Origin of the sequence: Pseudomonas spelaei (genome assembly GCF_009724245.1) — a bacterium.
GTDB classification, from domain to species: domain Bacteria; phylum Pseudomonadota; class Gammaproteobacteria; order Pseudomonadales; family Pseudomonadaceae; genus Aquipseudomonas; species Aquipseudomonas spelaei.
In genome coordinates, this window is sequence record NZ_WNNK01000005.1 from 164,251 (window position 1) to 181,394 (window position 17,144).

Below are 17,144 nucleotides of genomic sequence, written 5' to 3' on the forward strand. Positions count from 1 at the left end.
ACCCCATGCCTGATTGGATAATGTATTACGCAGGGCTGATCGGCAAAGGCCTGCAGACCACCTTGTCGCTGCTGGTGGTGTCTGCGGTGCTGGGCTTTGCCCTGGCGGTGCTGGTGGCGCTGGCTCGTTTGTCCCGGCGCAAGTGGCTGGCCCGCTGTGCCGTGGTCTACACCAGTGCGTTGCGAGGTACGCCGTTGCTGATCCAGATTTATATTTTTTACTACGGCTTGGGGAGCCTGTTCGCCCAGTTCCCACTGATACGTGGCAGTTTCCTCTGGCCATTCCTGCGGGACGGCTATTGGTACATCGTCTTTGCCCTGGTGTTGTCGGTAGGTGCTTATGTGGGGGAAGTGATTCGCGGTGGCCTGCTGGCGGTGCCCAAGGGTGAAATGGAGGCCGCTTCGGCCTTCGGCATGACCCCACGCCAGGCGCTGTTGCGGGTGCGTTTACCGCGGGCCATGCGCCTGTTGTTGCCGACCTTGGCAGGGGAGACGGTGATGCTGCTCAAGTCCACCGCCCTGGCGTCGACCATTGCAGTGGTCGACCTGTTGGGCGCCGCCAACGTGGTGCGTGCCCAGACCTTGCAGATCTACCAGCCGCTGCTGCTGGTGGCCGGGGTTTACCTGTGCCTGACCTTCCTGATCGAGGCGGTGTATGCCGTTGCTGAACGGCGCGGCACACCGTTGCGCAGGTCCGTGGGATGAGCAACGCCGACCGCTCTGTACAAGGGATTGCCCTGTGTTCCCTGGCCTACGCCTTCCTGGCGTTGCAGGACGCCGCGATCAAGTGGTTGGTGGCCGACTATTCGGTGTTCACCATTCTGTTCTGGCGCAGCCTCGTGGTGGTGGTTGCGTGTGTGATTGCCGGGCGCCTGGGCTTGTTGCGCCGCGCCTGGCAATCCGGCAGCCGCAAACTGTTGGTCGTGCGTGGGTTGCTGTCGTTGCTGGCGTGGTTGTTGTACTACACCGCCGCCAAGGACCTGACCCTGGCAGAGATGACTACCCTGTATTTTTCCGCGCCGATCATGGTCACGCTGCTGGCCGCGTTGATTCTCAAGGAACGCGCCAGCCGTGGGCAGTGGATCTCGCTGATCATCGGTTTTGTCGGGGTGGTGATTGCCTGCCGGCCCAGCCACATGGTCGATCCGCTGCCGATCGCGCTGACATTGGCGGCGGCGTTGTGCTGGGCCTTTACCTATATCCAACTGCGCCAGGTTGACCCCGGTACCTCGGTGCTGGAACAGATGCTGATCACCAACGTCGTGTTTGTGCTGTGCATGGCCGTGACGCTGCCCTGGACCCACACGCCATCACCCACGCCGGCCTGGTTGGGCATGTTGGTCGCGGGGTTGGTGGGCGGCATGGGTCAGTTCCTGCTGTTTGCCAGCTTCCGCCGCGCCACTGCGACCTTGCTGGCGCCGTTCGAATACACCGGGTTGATCTGGGCGTTCCTGCTGTCGAGCCTGATCTGGGACACCTCGATGGACGTCTCGTTGATCATCGGTGCCGTGCTGATTGCCGTCAGCGGCACGCTGGCCATGCTCAGCGCCCGGCATCCGGCGTCACAGGACGTGGTCGGCGCCGAATGCGCCGTGACGCAGCCCCTGTACCCAGCAGCGACAGATGTGCAACCCGTTGGCGGGGCTGAAGGTGTCGGGGTTGAGACATCCCTCGAGCCAGAGTCCGTCGAGCATCGCCGATAGACCGATGGCCGCCAGGCGAGTGTCGTGGATCACCAAACCTTCAGCGGCGGCAAGGTCGTCCAGCAGTTGGCGGATCAGTTCAAGGTAGGCGCGGTAGCTTTTTTCATGGGAATCATTCACGTGAGGCGAGTGGCGAATCAGGCTCCAGAACACCACCCATACACCGAGCAGCTTGGGGTCCATGACCCGCGAGGAAAACGAACCCGCCAGAAAGGCATCCAGTCGTGCGCCAGCACCTTGGGCCTGCTCGACTTCCTGCAACAGGACTGCGGTCAGCTCGCTGGCCAGTTTGTGATAGGTCTCGGCAATCAAGGCGTTGATGCTGCCGAAATGGTGATTGAGCAACCCCACGGAAACTCCGGCTTCAGCCGCAATGCGCCGCACGGAAATCCCGGCGTGGCCATCCCGGGCCAGGCTGGTGAGGGTGGCGGCGATCAGCAAGTCGCGGCGCTCGTCGGGGTCGGCACGGCGCAATTTAGGAGGGTCGACAGTCACGGCAGTGGCCTTGATGAAATACCAGAGCAATCAGGTTAGTTGAACGGATGTTCAATCTCTACCCGCAAATGATGAGAGGAGGGCGCGGCATGGCAAAAGACATTTCCTGGCAAGTGACCGGAGACTCGGGCAACACGCTGCAGATTGGCGCCTGGCGCTTCGAAGGCGACGGCAGTGGACCGAAGGTGCACCTGCAAGCCGGGGTACACGCCGATGAAATCGCCGGGATGCTGGTGTTGCATCAACTGCTGCCTCGTTTGCAGGCGTGCCAGGACCAAGGGCGGCTCAGGGGCAGCGTGACGGTCGTGCCCCAGGCCAACCCGTTCGGTATCGGCCAGTTTCGCCAGGGGCGGTTGCTGGGGCGTTTTCACGACGCTACCGGGCAGAATTTCAACCGCGCTTTCGACCATTCACTGGCGATGGAACGGCCGGCCAGCAACCTCGCGCACTGGCAAAAGAGCCTGGTGCAACTGGCCGGCGATGCCGATCTGGTGCTGGACCTGCACACTGATGACGAGGCCTTGCCGTATCTCTACCTCCATCGCAACTTCTGGCCCGACGGCTTGGCGTTGGCGGCGGCGTTGAAGGTAGACCTGGTGATTGTCTGGGACGAGGGCGGCGATGGATCTTTTGAGGAAACCATCATTGCCCATGCCGACCCACGCTTGGCGGCAACCATTGAACTGCGCGGCCAGGCAGATGTGAGCGACGCGCTGGCACAACAGGACGCCGACGGTCTTTGGGCCTGGCTCTGCGTGAGCGGGGTAATCGACGAGGCTGCGGTTATTTCCGAGTGGCTTGGGCAGGTCGTGGACATGGGCTGCATGGAGACCGTTCTCGCGCCCTGTGCGGGGGTGCTGGTGTTTGAAAAAGCCTTGGGTGATGAGGTCGAGGAGGGCGAGCGTTTTGCCAGGATTATCCGGCGCCCCGGCGATCCGGGCTCTGAGGTCGTGATGCATGCCGCGCAAACCGGGCGCCTGGTGACCCGGCATCGGGAGCGCCTGGTGTCCCAGGGCTCGGTGGTGGCGAAGTTTACCGGCAGTCGTTTGTCGGAGAACTGGAGTGGTGGAACATTGGATCCTTGAGGCTGACGATGGCTTGCCTGGTGGCTGCACCCGAGGTAGGGTGGCCGATCGCCATCCCCTGCCAAGGGAACCAACGCAAGCCTAAGGGCCATTCATGCTGGGTCACATTTATAGTTATCTTCATCACCCGTTTCTAGCCTATCTCGATGTGCTCAATGACGCCTATACCGTTCCCGTCTCCAGCACTGGCGGTTACGACGCGCCAGCGTCAGGCAGAGATGAGGATGAGCTCAACCGTTGGTCTCTCTCAAAGTCAGTGTTAAGAGCCATTGAAAACACCTCGGATGACTGGTCAATCAGAATTGCCCTTTATGGAAAGTGGGGGGCAGGCAAAACCAGCGTTCTCAATTTCATAGAGACGCAAATCAAAGAGCAAAATCAACGAATCTCGTCAGAACTCGACAGCACCAAAGTGGTGATCGTGCGCTTTTCGGCCTGGAACGCAGCGGGTGAAGACGGGGTAATCAAACAGTTCTATAACGCGTTGCTGGATCAACTTCCCACTCAGAAAAAAGCCTATCCGACGTTTTTTCGTCTAGGCAAGCGTCTCTTCCAGCGCGTGCTGAGCGTCATCAAGACGCTCTGGGCGGCAGTGGCCGCCAGCTTCGGGTCAACAGGTGAACCAGTGAGCACCGGTACTGTGGCCGCGCTGCGCAAAACCCTGGACAAGGTAACGGCATGGAGCGCTTTCAACAAAAAGGATCTGGCCCGCCTGCAACATGAGCTAAATGGGTATCGGGTCGTGGTATTCATCGATGACCTGGATCGAGCCGACCCGACGATTATCCCCAAGACCATGCTTGCGCTTCGGGAGTTGCTTGACTGGCCAAAATTTGCGTTTGTGCTGGCCTTCGATCTGGACGTCATTTCGGCAGCCCTTGGCGGCTATTCGCCAATCTATGGCAAAGACGCCCGACGCTTTCTGGAGAAGATCATCGACCTGCAATTGACCCTGCCCGATCCAACGGAGCAGGAGAAGCAGGCGATGGGACGCACTCTTTTTGAGGCCCATTGCGCCTTTATTCCGCAAGAAGCTGTTGAAGATGTGATCCGCTGGCTCCCTTCCAACCCGCGGTTGGCCAAAGTGATCGTTCGTGAGCTGGCACTGTTGAAAACTGCCGCTCTACGTCACGACGCCGGAGAGTTGAACTGGAAGGCTATTGTCCTGCAGACGATCCTCAAGCATGAAGCGCCCAAGACCTTTGAGGTGGTGAACAGCCAGTTACTTGGCAGGGAGCAGATAGCGGTTCAGATGACGTTTGACAACGTAACGCGTGAGCAACGGGCTGCTGCTGTTAAAGCCGCTGTCGCACTGTCCTTTGATAAGAAACTGGGCGAAAAAGCGCCAGGCTATCAGTCATTGGAAAACAAGGTCCTGGCGCTACAGATGCTACGTCAGCACGATTTTAAGCAGCGAATCAAATACGAAACGGATCTTCTGACCAAAGAGCCGAGCATCACGCTACGTGAGTACGCGGCCTTTCTTGAGCAATGGCTGCTCGCTCCCGACGACAGATTGGTAAACGCTCTCTTGAAACGGGGCACCGAGGCATCCCATGACGCGGCCGACAATGTGGCGAGACGACTGTTTGTTACTTCAATGCTGTGTTGTTCCGAAGCCATCGCCAACGCCGCGCGGGAAGGGGACCGCAATATCCATGACCGGCTGGTCCGGCAAGCGCAGAGCCATTTGCAGTTGTTGGAGTACCTGTGGTGCAGGTGTGAGGTGCCTGTTATCCAGATAGTTTCCGAACGTTTCTCCCTGTGGCGCGAAGCTGCGGTTTTTGCCACGAAAGCTCACGAGAGCGAAGGCGAACTGGAGAATGAGGCATTGCTGTGTTGTATTGACCAGTTGGTGCAAGAAGCTGCCAAAAAATGTGAGTCGCCGGTCCTGGTGTGTGATTACGGTCAAGCTATTCGTCAAGAGTCGAAAAAGAATATCGGTTCGGTCAGAGCACGAACGTTGGTGTTGTTTGAGGCGATCTGCGCCTTAATGGATGCTGCTGCAGTTAAGGATATTCTGTTGTGTTTCAGTCTTCAGGGCGCGATAGAGAAGGCCTATACCGACACCAGTGAGAAAAACCAGATGAGGCGACTCCGGCTGACCGAACTGAGCTCGCCGCTTTATGCAGAAGAAGGCCTGAAAGCACTGTGTGAAGCTTTCGATATCTCCAGCCTGGAGCATTCCCAGCAGTTGATTTTTACCGCGAATGTCATCAGCTATCTTGAAAGGCTGCGCTGGCAACAGATGCAAACTTACGGTACTGAAGACAACGATGCGCTGCAGGACATCCTCGCCCGGCTCGTACCGAACGCATGGAACAGCGTATTAGCGGTAGGTCGTGGCAGCCGGCGCCCACAGGTTCTGGTGAAACAAAGAGATTACTTGATATCCGGCGGCTTCCTGGAAGAGTGGCTGTCCCCGGTCTTGCAGGAGTCATAAGGCATCCGAGGCTTGATCGCGTGAATACCCGAAGGCATTTCATCGTCATATCTTGGTGCCTTTTCTTGATTTTGCACCGTTTTATGTCGTCCCAAGCCCACGCTAAAAGAGCGGGTGGCAAGTAATCGGAGCCAGGTTGGCTGGCTGGCGCACTAATTGCCTTGGATTATGGCAATTAGACATCACTCCCGGAGTGCGCCATGAACCTGTCGAGCAGCACCATGCAGTTATCCTCCGCCGAGAAGGCCTGGCTGCCCTGGCTGGGCAAGACCGGCAAGTTCGCCATGGGCTGGTCCTGCCGGGTTAATCGCTCTATCTACCCGGTCATGGAACAGACCTTCGAAGCCATTGCCGACACCCGGGTCAAGCTCCTGCAAACCTGGACCCGCGAACAATGGGAGCACCTGGCCGAGCTGGCCACGGCCATTACCCGTGACAGCCAGTTGAGCGACAACAGCCTGTTGCAGGACAAGCTGCGCCAGGCCAGCGATTTCTCCGAACTGTTTATCACCGATCCCGCCGGCAAGGTGCTGGCGTCAACCTGGAACCCGCCCGGCGGCCACGCCCTCAATCCGAAAGCCCTGGCCGCCGGCCTGAAAGCACCGTTTCTGCACGGCCCCTACAGCGACCCGCTGACCTTGCAGATCGGCCCGTCATCCTCGCGTTTTCACGATGAAGTCACGCTGATGTTCTACCAGCCGCTGATCAGCGAGGGGCGGGTGTTGGGTTGCGTCTGCGGGCGGGTGCCCAACGATATTCTGGGTGATCTGATCCAGCGCGAAGCCGGGCATATTTTCCCCGAGTCTGGTGACAACTACCTGTTTATGGTGCAGTCGCGCTTCGATCCGGCCATCCAGCCCGGCGTCGCCCTGTCACGCTCACGCTTCGAAGACGGCGCCTTCACCCATGGCGAGAACCTCAAGAGCGGTGTGCACACGCCCTGGAAAACCGTGCAAATCCAGCGTCATACCGAGCTGGAACTGCGCTTTATCGATCCCGCCACCCAACAACTGCACCCCGGTGTACGGGAAACCATTCGCAAGGGTTCGAACCTGTTTGTCACCTATCCCGGCTACTCGGACTACCGCCACATTCCGGTGGTGGGCAAGGGCGTGACCTTTGAACTGCCCGGCTCACCGGACCGCTGGGGAATGATGTGCGAAGCCGATCTGGAAGAGGTCTATCGCCGTCGTTCCCTGAGCCATGGCCTGATGAAACCCTACCTGGTGACCATGAGCGGGCTGTTTGCCTGCAACTTCGTCGTCCAGCACTACAGCGGCCTGCCTCAGCCCTGGATGGATGCTTGTGAAGTCTTGAGCATGTTGGTGGCGGCCGTGTTGTTCAGCCGTTTGGGACCCCGGCGGCTGGCTGCGCGGCTCAATGAAATGACCGACGTGATTCGTACCATTGCCGAAGGCGAAGGCAACCTGCGCCAACGCCTGGACAGTGGGCGCATGGTCAATGACGAGACTGGCGACATGAGCCGTTGGATCAACAGTTTCATCGACCGCCTGGACTCGGTGGTAGGGCAGGTGGTCAAAGCCAGCCATAGCGTGGGCCATACCAACCAGACAATGTTGGGTCGCAGCCAGGAAGCCGGGCTGATGTCCCATGAAGTAGCCGACGCTACCCACCGCATGATGATTATCGTCGAAGAGCAACTGGGGGAAATCCAGCAAGCTTCGGTCAGCGCCGAACAAATGAAGCAAGCCATGGACGAAGTGGTCAGCCGCGCCCGGGAGCAGTTTCTCGCGGTGCAGGTCGGCACCCAGTCGATTCGTGACGTGGTGCAGCGCTCCTCGGAAAGTGTGCAGCGCCTGGACAACTGCATGGCGCAGATCAGCAACATCACCGGGTTGATCAGCGACATCACCAACCAGACCAACCTGTTGGCCCTCAACGCCGCCATTGAAGCCGCGCGAGCCGGGGAACACGGGCGCGGTTTTGCCGTGGTGGCCGATGAAGTGCGGAGCCTGGCCTCGCGGACATCAAAAGCTGCCGAAGACATTCGGCATATGGTGGAAGGCCTGCAAGGCGAAACCCGGCAGGCCGTGAGTTTCATGGAAAACGGCGTGACCAATGTCGATGACAGCCTGCGCCTGGCGGAGGAGGCCTCTTCGGAAAACGTCCACCTGCATCAAGCGGTGGAAAGCATGTTCAGCATCATCCAACAGCTCAACGCCCGCAGCCTCGACTACGGCAAGACCATCAAACAAGTCAGTCATTCTTCCGAGCAAATGCGCCTGACGGTAGGGGTGTTGCAGACCAGCGCAGAGACGGTGCGGGTCAATGCCAATAAATTGCAGAAGCTGGTGGGGTTGTTTGAGGTGAGTGGGGCAGTGGCCTGAGTGATTGTGTGTGCTTATCTTTTTTGATAGGTGATGAAACGTTTCATCAACCGATAAAAGGCACACGCAAGCGCTTGCGTAAGTAAATTTATCTGATTAGAGTCAACTCCGATCAGGTCACCCGGTACAGCGTTATCGGTGATGGCCCAGGTACAACAATAAAAATATCGGGGTCCTCATGCACCTTGAAACCACTGCAGTTCCACTGCTTGAAATGCGCGCCATCTCCAAGACCTTCAACGGCCTGCGAGTGCTCAAAAACGTCGGTCTGAAAGTCTTCCCCGGCGAAATCCACGCCTTGATGGGTGAGAACGGCGCCGGCAAGTCGACCCTGATGAAAATCCTCTCCGGTGCCTACCAGGCCGATGATGGCGGCGAAATCCGCATCGAAGGCCAGCCTGTCGCCCGTTACACCCCTGGCACCGCCAAAGCCCTTGGCATCGCCGTGATCTATCAGGAATTGAGCCTGTGCCCGAACCTGAGCGTGGCCGAGAACATCTACCTGGGCCGTGAACTGCGCCGTGGCTGGACCATCGACCGCAAGGGTATGGAGGCCGGTTGTATTGAAGTACTGGCGCGGCTGGGGGCCGGGTTCAAACCGTCAACCCGAATCAGCACGCTGTCGATTGCCGAGCGCCAACTGGTGGAAATCGCCCGCGCCCTGCATGCCCACGCCAAAATCCTGGTGATGGACGAACCCACCACGCCGTTGTCGTCCCGCGAGACGGACCGGCTGTTCGCCTTGATCAAACACCTGCGCAGCCAAGGCCTGGCGATCATCTACATCAGCCATCGCATGGCCGAGATCTATGAACTGTCGGACCGCGTGTCGGTGCTGCGTGACGGCGAATACGTTGGTGAACTGGCCCGGGACGTGCTGTCCGCCGAGGTGCTGGTGAAAATGATGGTGGGCCGCGACCTTTCCGGGTTCTACAAGAAAGAACACGCGCCTTACGACCCCGGCGCCGTGGTGATGCGGGTGCGCGACATGGCCGACGGCAAACGCGTGCGCCAGTGCAGCTTCGACGTGCACGCCGGCGAAGTGCTGGGCATCGCCGGCCTGGTGGGCGCCGGACGGACCGAATTGGCACGCCTGATTTTTGCCGCCGACCCGCGTACCTCCGGCACCCTGGAAGTGGTGGGCAAGACCGTGACGCAACTGCGCAATCCGGCGGATGCGATCCGGGCCGGCGTCGTCTACCTCACCGAAGATCGAAAGGCCCAGGGACTGTTCCTCGACATGAGCGTGGCCGACAACATCAACGTCTGCGCCTGTGTGCCGGATGCCCATGCGGGCGGGGTGCTGGACCGAGGCCACGGCGCGCAGCGGGCCACTGACGCTATCAAGTCGCTGTCGATCCGCGTCGCCTCGGGCAAGGTCAATGTCGGCGCCTTGTCGGGAGGTAATCAACAAAAAGTGCTGCTGGCACGCTTGCTGGAGGTCAAGCCCCATGTGCTGATCCTCGACGAGCCCACCCGAGGCGTGGACATCGGCTCCAAGTCGGAAATCTATCGGATCATCAATCAACTGGCGAAGGCCGGCGTCGGCATCGTGGTGATCTCCAGCGAGCTGCCGGAAATCATCGGTACCTGCGACCGCGTGCTGATCATGCGCGAGGGGCAGTTGGTGGCCGAAGTGGGCGGGGCGTCCGGCCATGAAATCTCCCAGGAACGCATTATCGACCTCGCCACCGGTGGCGAGCAGGTGGCCGCCCATGGCTAATCCCAACAAGATGGAGAGCAATGCGATGAGCCTGGACACGCCTGCAACGGTCAACAAGCGCGAGCGTATTCGAGACCTGATGCGCACCGTGGGCATGCTGCCGGTGTTGGTGCTGTTGCTGGTGGGTTTTGCCCTGGCCAGTGAGAACTTCCTGACGGTGCAGAACCTGTCGATCATCACCCAGCAGGCCTCGGTGAATGTGGTGCTGGCGGCGGGCATGACCTTTGTGATTCTCACCGCCGGCATCGACCTGTCGGTGGGGGCGATTCTCGCGGCGTCTGCGGTGGTTGCGCTGCAAGCGTCAATGTCGCCGCAGTACGGCATGTTGGGGATTTTCGCCGGGGTTGGCTTCGGCCTGTTACTGGGCCTGGTCAACGGCGGGTTGATCGCCTTCATGCGGCTGCCGCCGTTTATCGTCACCCTCGGTGCGCTCACCGCGATGCGTGGCCTGGCGCGGTTGCTGGCCGACGACAAGACCGTGTTCAACCCGGACCTGCCGTTTGCCTTTATCGGCAACGATTCGATCCTCGGCGTGCCCTGGCTGGTGGTGATCGCCGTGGCCGTTATCGGGCTGTCGTGGTTCATCCTGCGGCGTACGGTGATGGGGGTGCAGATCTACTCCGTGGGCGGTAACCCGGAAGCGGCGCGGCTGTCCGGGATCAAGGTGTGGAAAGTGCTGCTGTTCGTCTATGCCATGTCCGGTGCCTTGGCCGGCTTGGGCGCAGTGATGAGCGCCTCGCGACTGTTCGCGGCCAACGGCCTGCAATTGGGCCAATCCTATGAGCTGGATGCGATTGCAGCGGTGATCCTTGGCGGCACCAGCTTTACCGGTGGTGTCGGCACCATCGGCGGCACCCTGATTGGTGCGCTGATCATTGCGGTGCTGACCAATGGCCTGGTGCTGCTTGGGGTGTCGGACATCTGGCAGTACATCATCAAGGGCATCGTGATCATTGGCGCAGTGGCGCTGGACCGTTATCGCCAGTCCGGTGTGCGGACCTGATTTCTCAATGCTGTTCTCAACAACAATCATAAGAGAGCCATCATGAACTTCAAACGCATCTTTCCTGTTGTCGCCTCCTTGAGCCTGGCCGTGCTGATGGCCCAAGCCGTACAGGCCCGTGAACTGAAAGCCCTGGGTATCAGCATGGGATCATTGGGCAACCCGTATTTCGTGACCCTGGCCGACGGTGCCACGGCGCGGGCCAAGGAGCTGAACCCGGCGGTCAAAGTCACCTCGGTCTCGGCTGATTACGACCTGAGCAAACAGTTCTCGCAGATCGATAACTTCATTTCGTCCAAGGTCGACCTGATTCTGTTGAATGCCGTCGACCCCTCGGCAATGGCCTCCGCGATCAAGAAAGCCCGGGACGCCGGGATTGTGGTGGTGGCGGTGGACGTCGATGCCAAGGGCGTGAATGCCACGGTGCAGACCGATAACGTCGAGGCCGGCAAGCTGGCCTGCCAGTTCATCGTCGACAAACTGGCGGGCAAGGGCAATGTGATCATCCAGAACGGCCCGCAAGTGACGGCGGTGACTGACCGGGTCAAGGGCTGTAAAGCGGCGCTGGCTGGCGCACCGGATATCAAGGTGCTGTCCGATGACCAGGACGGCAAGGGCTCCCGTGAGGGCGGGCTGAACGTGATGCAGGGCTACCTGACGCGCTTCCCGAAAATCGACGGACTGTTCGCTATCAACGACCCGCAAGCCATCGGCAGCGACCTGGCCGCCCGCCAGTTGAAACGCAGCGGCATCATCATTACTTCCGTGGACGGCGCACCGGACATCGAGAACGCCCTGAAAACCGAATCGTCGATCCAGGCTTCATCCAGCCAGGACCCGTGGGCCATGGCCCAGACCGCGGTGAACGTCGGCAACGATATTCTCAATGACAAACCCCCGGCTGAAGCGGTTACCCTGCTCACGCCAAAGCTGATCACCCGCGATAACGTCGCAACCTACAGCGGTTGGTCGAGCAAACATTGATGCAGTAAGGGGAGAGCAACGTGGCAACCATGGATGATGTGGCGAAGATCGCCGGCGTGTCGACGTCGACGGTGTCCCATGTGTTGAATGGCACGCGCAAGGTCAGCCCGGACACGGTGCAGGCGGTGCAACGGGCGATCCAGGCACTGGGTTACATCCCCAACACCCTGGCCCGCTCGCTGGCACGGTCGACCACCAACACCATTGGCGTAGCGATCTCGGCGCTCTCCAACCATTACTTCAGCGAAACCGTGCACGCGATTGAAACCGAATGCGCCAAGCATGGCTTCATGATGCTGTTCGTCGACACCCATGACGACCCCGAGCAGGAGCTGCGGGTAATCACGGCGCTGCATCATCGACGGGTGGACGGCATCATTCTGGCGCCGGCCAGCGGGTCGCGGGCTTTGGCGTATCTGCAAGCCAACGCGATCGCGGCGGTGCTGGTGGACCGTATGGTCGACGACAGGTTTGATCAGGTCGGGGTGGAGAACACCCAGTCCACTCAGGCGCTGGTCACGCACCTGATCGAGCATGGGCATCGACGTATCGGCTTCGTCGCCGGGCGCGCAGGGCTAGGCACCACTGACGAGCGAGTGTTGGGCTATCAGGCCGCGTTACAGGCAGCAGGTTTGCCCCTCGATCCGGGATTGCTGGTCAATGGCGGCTCCGACAGCGAACCCGCGCGGCAGGCCACCCGGCAGTTACTGGCGCTGCCATCGCCACCCACGGCAATCATGGCCGGCAACAACCTGATGACCCTCGGCGCGATGCACGCATTGCGCGATGCCGGGATCGAGGTCCCAGGCCAAATGGCGCTGGTGGGTTTCGATGACTTTGACTGGGCAGATTTCTTTGTGCCGCGCCTGACCTTGATTGCCCAGCCCTTCCAGGAACTGGGTGCACACGCGGTCAGTTTGCTGCTGGAGCGCATGGCCTCGCCCAAACGTAAAAAACACAGCGTACGCCTGGCCCCCACTTTGCGGATTCGCCATTCATGTGGCTGTCCTTGATCGGAAAAGCATTGGTATGAGCAGCCCTGTTTCCCTCGGAATCGACCTCGGCACTTCGGAACTCAAAGCTATCTTGCTGGATGAGCGCGGCAGCGTCCTGGCCCATGCCGGTGCCCGGTTGACGGTATCGCGGCGGCACAGCGGCTGGTCCGAGCAGGATCCGCAAGACTGGTGGCAGGCTTGCCTGAGTGCGTTGGATCAATTGCGCCTTGAGCAGCCCGAGGCTTTCTCCCGTGTGTGCTGCATGGGCCTGTCGGGGCAGATGCATGGCGCGGTATTGCTGGGGGATGACAACCGCGTGTTGTACCCGGCGATCCTCTGGGATGACTCTCGGGCGGTGGCCCAGGCTCAAGCCCTGGGGCGTGATTACCCAGACTTTGCCGAGGTCACCGGCAGTTTGCCAATGGCGGGGCTGACAGCGCCCAAGTTGCTATGGATGCAGCAGCATGAGCCAGAGGTGTTCAACGCCATCGACTGTGTGTTGTCACCCAAGGATTACCTGCGCCTGCGCTTGAGCGGCGAGCGCATCAGCGATGTTTCCGATGCGGCCGGTACCTTGTGGCTGGACGTGGCCAACCGTTGCTGGTTCGAGCCAATGCTGCGTGCCACAGGGCTAAAACTGTCGCACATGCCTTCGTTGGTGGAAGGTGGCGCCGCCAGCGCGCGCTTGAACCATACGACAGCAGCGCAACTGGGTTTGCCACCCGACCTGGTGATCGCCGGGGGAGGAGGGGACAACCCGGTGGCAGCGGTCGGTATTGGCGCAATCAATGCCGGTGACGGGTTTATCACCTTGGGCACCAGCGCCGCGATCGTCGCCATTACCGACCATGCGGCCGGCAATCCTGCCAGTGCCGTGCACAGTTTTTGCCATGCGTTGCCCAATCGTTGGTACACCATGGGTGCCATGTTGGCGGGGGCCAGTTGTTTGCGCTGGGTGACACGGCTGACGGGGTTCACCGATGAACCGGCGTTGTTGGATCAGGTACAGGCAACGTTGCCGATCGGGCATCCGGTGCCGCTGTCCAGCCCATTGTTTTTGCCGTACCTGGCCGGTGAGCGAACGCCTCACAACGATCCCTTGTTGCGCGGCGGTTTCATGAACCTGGGCCACGACTGCACCCCGGCGATGCTCGGTTATGCGGTGATGGAAGGGGTCGGGTTCGGGTTGCTGGATGCGTTGCATGCGGTGGAGTCCGCCGGCGCAACCGTACAGGCCTGCGCCCTGGTGGGCGGTGGTGCCCGCAGTGCGTATTGGGCGCAATTGCTGGCCAACATCCTCGATCGGGAGATCTATACCTTGCAGGGCAGTGAACTGAGTGCGTGCATTGGTGCGGCGAAGCTGGGGTTTCAAGCCATGGGGCTCGGCGCCGAACTGTTGTCGGCGGGCATTCCGGTCAAGGTGCGTTTTGTTCCGGATGCTGCACAACGGCCAGGATTGCAGGCTCGCTATCGCAACTTCAAGGGATTGTTGACGGCGGCGCAGGCGTTGCATGAGTGAAACCCTAACGTCTGATACTCTGCCGCCGCACAAACCGAGGCGATACTGACAAGGATGACGGGCATTGGAATTTACTGAAAATATTGTGCCGCTGATCACGGGCAAACTGAAAAACAACACAGTCGACCTGAAAATATTTTCCCCCTACCTGACAGGGGACGTCGCTTTAGGCATAGCAAAGCTCGGCAAGAGCGCGAAAGTATTCACACTGTTGAATGTGCAGGTACTCGCGTTCGGTTCCTCCTGTTATTGCACGATAAAAGCGCTTATGGAGGCGAAGTTCGAGGTTTATTCGGTTCCCAACCTGCATGCCAAGATGATTATCGCCGATGGGTCGTTCATCACGGTGGGCAGCCAGAACTTTACGGATAATGGGAATACCCGGAGCAAAGAGGTCAGCTTCCTGTTTAGTGGAATGAACACTCGAGCTCGTTCGATTGTCTCGAAACTGGAGGCGACGGCCGAGAAGATCACGCCTGAGTATTTGGAGTTGGTAAAACAGAAGGCAGACAGTTTTTCGGCGCGCTATGAAAAATTGAAAAACGATGTCGATCAAGCCGAAAAGCAACTGGTTTCGGCAAGAAAGAAAGGCCCGCAGAAAGCTCGGGAGGTCGGTCGCCAAGTGATGTCGGCACTGGGGAAAAAGCCGCAATCAAACCCTCGTCCGTGCACTGTCGGCCTCGTCCATCGGCCGTATGACGAGAGCAGGCCAGAGGATCTGTATTCCCTTAAAGGCCAGAAACTATTGGAGTGGTCCATCAAAGGAACGAAACATTTCCTGGTGCCCCAACACCGTTACTTGTGTATTTCCAAGGAAGGGAAAATCGGCTGGGTAAGGGTAAACAGTACCGTCTATTCGTTTGTCGGAGATCGGCTACTCCTCGACGCAGGCGATATTCGCAAGCGGCCTGAGTGGACGGCGAGGGTTGATTCGTCGGATGTCGCCCAGCAGTCAACACAGGGTGCAGCCAACTTGCGAGTCACCGTGTTTAACGCCGCTGAGCAAGCGTTGTGTCATGTGTTTATGACGTACAACAGTTCAACGCTCACCCGGTACTCCACGAACCTGCCGGCAAAAATCACGGGTGTCAGACGACCCTTGAAGGAGTGTCGCGCGGCCATTGACTGGATCGACACACACGCTGTCAGCTTCTGCGCGGATATCAAACGCAATATCACGATACCTTTCAAATTCGAAGACCGATTGGCTGGCCACCGGGCAGACGCTTTTTTTGGCCGCGATGACTCTACGCACTACGTAAGACTGGTCGAGCTGGGCAAGAATAGTCTTGCGCTGCAAGTGACGGACTCGCCTGACTGAACAATGGTTTTTTCTCAGGTGACGGCGTGTTCATCCAGTCACCTGAGGATGAATCAACAGCATCTATCAGTGCCGGTCGAGCCACACCGTCTGCGCATTGCAGAATTCGCGTACGCCGAAATGTGACAGCTCTCGACCGAACCCGCTTTTCTTTACGCCGCCGAAGGCCACCCGTGGGTCCGAGGCGCAATAACCATTGATAAACACACCGCCGGTTTCCAATTGGTCGGCGATGTGTTGTGCCTGTTCAAGGTTGGCCGTGAAGATCGTCGACGCCAGGCCAAACTCGCTGTCATTGGCGAGCGCCAGGGCGTGCTCGGCGTCACGGGCCGTGATGATTGACGCCACCGGGCCAAACAGTTCCTGCTTGAAGGAAGTCATCTGGTCGGTGACATCCCCCAACACGGTCGGCTGATAGTAATTCCCGGCACCGTCCACCTTGTTGCCGCCCAGCAGCAAGGTGGCGCCTTCGGCCAGGGTGGCCTGGACTTGTTGATCCAGCTCATCACGCAGGTCGAAACGCGCCATGGGCCCGACGTAAGTTTCGGCGGACTGCGGGTTACCGATGACCAATTGGCGGGTTGCCGCGACAAAACGAGCGGTGAAGGCTTCCACTACTCCCTGTTCGACGATCAGGCGCTTGGCAGCGGCGCATACCTGGCCAGTGTTCTGGTAGCGACCAATCACCGCCGCCTGGACTGCGACGTCGAGGTCAGCGTCATTAAGCACGATAAACGGATCGGAGCCGCCCAGTTCCAGCACGCACTTCTTCAAGGCTGCACCGGCCTGGGCACCAATCGCCATGCCGGCACGCACGCTGCCAGTGAGGGTCACGGCGGCAATTCGCGGGTCAGCGATGGCGTTGGAGACGCCGTCCTGGTCAACGTTGATCACCTCGAACAGGCCTTCGGCAAATCCTGCACGCTGGAACGCATCCCGCAGCAGGTAGGCGCAGCCCATCACGTTTGGCGCATGCTTGAGCACGTAGGTGTTACCCGCGAGTAGCGTGGGTACCGCGCCGCGCAGCACTTGCCAGACCGGGAAGTTCCACGGCATCACGGCCAGGATCGGTCCCAGCGGGCGGTATTCGATACGGGCGTGGCCGTTGTCCACCTGCACGGGCTCGGCCAGCAACATTGCCGGACCGTTTGCGGCGTACCACTCGCAGAGCTGGGCACATTTTTCAATTTCGGCGCGGGCCTGGGTGATGGGTTTGCCCATTTCGAGGGTGATCATCTGTGCCATGGGCGTGAGGCTGTCGCGCAGCACCCGGGCCAGGTCGAGCAGTTTTTGCGCACGATGTTCCACGGGGATCCGACGCCAGGCGGCAAAGCCAACGGTGGCTCGTGTCAACGCCGCGTCCAGCTGGGCCTGGGTTTCAAAAGGGTACTGGCCCAGCGTTTCACCGTTGGCGGGGTTGATGGAAACAGCGTGGGGAAGGGGAGTCATGGCACCGTCCTGCTCAGTGAAGAATGGGCTCAGGTTACGGCGCTGTTGCTTTTCCGGAAACTGAATAATACTAAGCC

12 protein-coding genes and 1 pseudogene are annotated in these 17,144 nt (G+C 59.7%); 11 read left to right on the top strand and 2 right to left on the bottom strand.

Features of this window, described 5'->3' with window-relative positions; all coding sequences use genetic code 11:
* Positions 1-5: 5 nt before the first annotated feature.
* Both GNF76_RS08070 and GNF76_RS29555 read left to right on the top strand, forming a co-directional pair.
* Positions 6-704: an ABC transporter permease gene (locus tag GNF76_RS08070; RefSeq protein ID WP_155582647.1), complete on the top strand. Its 699-nt coding sequence runs from the start codon at positions 6-8 to the stop codon at positions 702-704.
* On the top strand, positions 701-1,702 hold the full coding sequence (locus GNF76_RS29555) for a DMT family transporter (protein WP_155582648.1): 1,002 nt from the start codon (positions 701-703) through the stop codon (positions 1,700-1,702). Before GNF76_RS08070 ends, GNF76_RS29555 begins: the two co-directional genes overlap by 4 nt.
* Here the strand turns inward: GNF76_RS29555 and GNF76_RS08080 are convergent.
* Positions 1,658-2,197 (bottom strand): annotated as a pseudogene (locus tag GNF76_RS08080) (TetR family transcriptional regulator C-terminal domain-containing protein); the annotation flags it as partial. The gene GNF76_RS29555 and the pseudogene GNF76_RS08080 overlap by 45 nt on opposite strands.
* Before the next feature lie 89 nt (positions 2,198-2,286).
* On the opposite strand from GNF76_RS08080, the gene GNF76_RS08085 reads away from it, so the two are divergent.
* The 9 genes from GNF76_RS08085 to GNF76_RS08125 all read left to right on the top strand — a co-directional run bounded on the left by GNF76_RS08085 (position 2,287) and on the right by GNF76_RS08125 (position 15,618).
* Positions 2,287-3,282 (top strand): M14 family metallopeptidase, encoded by a 996-nt coding sequence (locus tag GNF76_RS08085; protein ID WP_155582650.1) that lies wholly within the window; start codon positions 2,287-2,289, stop codon positions 3,280-3,282.
* Between the two features lie 94 nt (positions 3,283-3,376).
* Positions 3,377-5,725, top strand: a complete 2,349-nt coding sequence (locus GNF76_RS08090; protein ID WP_155582651.1) for a KAP family P-loop NTPase fold protein — start codon at positions 3,377-3,379, stop codon at positions 5,723-5,725.
* A gap of 1,712 nt (positions 5,726-7,437) precedes the next feature.
* A complete protein-coding gene (locus GNF76_RS29890; RefSeq protein ID WP_425502807.1) occupies positions 7,438-8,073 on the top strand; it encodes a methyl-accepting chemotaxis protein in 636 nt (211 codons plus the stop codon).
* A gap of 178 nt (positions 8,074-8,251) precedes the next feature.
* Positions 8,252-9,796: a sugar ABC transporter ATP-binding protein gene (locus GNF76_RS08100; RefSeq protein ID WP_155582653.1), complete on the top strand. Its 1,545-nt coding sequence runs from the start codon at positions 8,252-8,254 to the stop codon at positions 9,794-9,796.
* Positions 9,789-10,799 carry an ABC transporter permease subunit gene (locus tag GNF76_RS08105; protein WP_246211886.1) on the top strand — a complete coding sequence of 337 codons (1,011 nt, stop codon included), beginning with the start codon at positions 9,789-9,791 and terminating at the stop codon, positions 10,797-10,799. The genes GNF76_RS08100 and GNF76_RS08105 overlap by 8 nt, the downstream gene beginning before the upstream one ends.
* A 42-nt stretch (positions 10,800-10,841) precedes the next feature.
* The gene (locus GNF76_RS08110) at positions 10,842-11,783 is read left to right on the top strand and encodes an ABC transporter substrate-binding protein (protein ID WP_155582654.1); all 942 of its coding nucleotides are present in this window, start codon (positions 10,842-10,844) and stop codon (positions 11,781-11,783) included.
* A gap of 20 nt (positions 11,784-11,803) precedes the next feature.
* A complete protein-coding gene (locus GNF76_RS08115) occupies positions 11,804-12,796 on the top strand; it encodes a LacI family DNA-binding transcriptional regulator (RefSeq protein WP_178123229.1) in 993 nt (330 codons plus the stop codon).
* 16 nt (positions 12,797-12,812) lie between these two features.
* Positions 12,813-14,297: a xylulokinase gene (gene xylB, locus GNF76_RS08120; RefSeq protein WP_155582655.1), complete on the top strand. Its 1,485-nt coding sequence runs from the start codon at positions 12,813-12,815 to the stop codon at positions 14,295-14,297.
* Between the two features lie 64 nt (positions 14,298-14,361).
* A complete protein-coding gene (locus GNF76_RS08125; RefSeq protein WP_155582656.1) occupies positions 14,362-15,618 on the top strand; it encodes a phospholipase D-like domain-containing protein in 1,257 nt (418 codons plus the stop codon).
* A gap of 66 nt (positions 15,619-15,684) precedes the next feature.
* Here the strand turns inward: GNF76_RS08125 and GNF76_RS08130 are convergent, their stop codons facing one another.
* Positions 15,685-17,067 carry an aldehyde dehydrogenase family protein gene (locus GNF76_RS08130; RefSeq protein ID WP_155582657.1) on the bottom strand — a complete coding sequence of 461 codons (1,383 nt, stop codon included), beginning with the start codon at positions 17,065-17,067 and terminating at the stop codon, positions 15,685-15,687.
* Between the last annotated feature and the right edge of the window lie 77 nt (positions 17,068-17,144).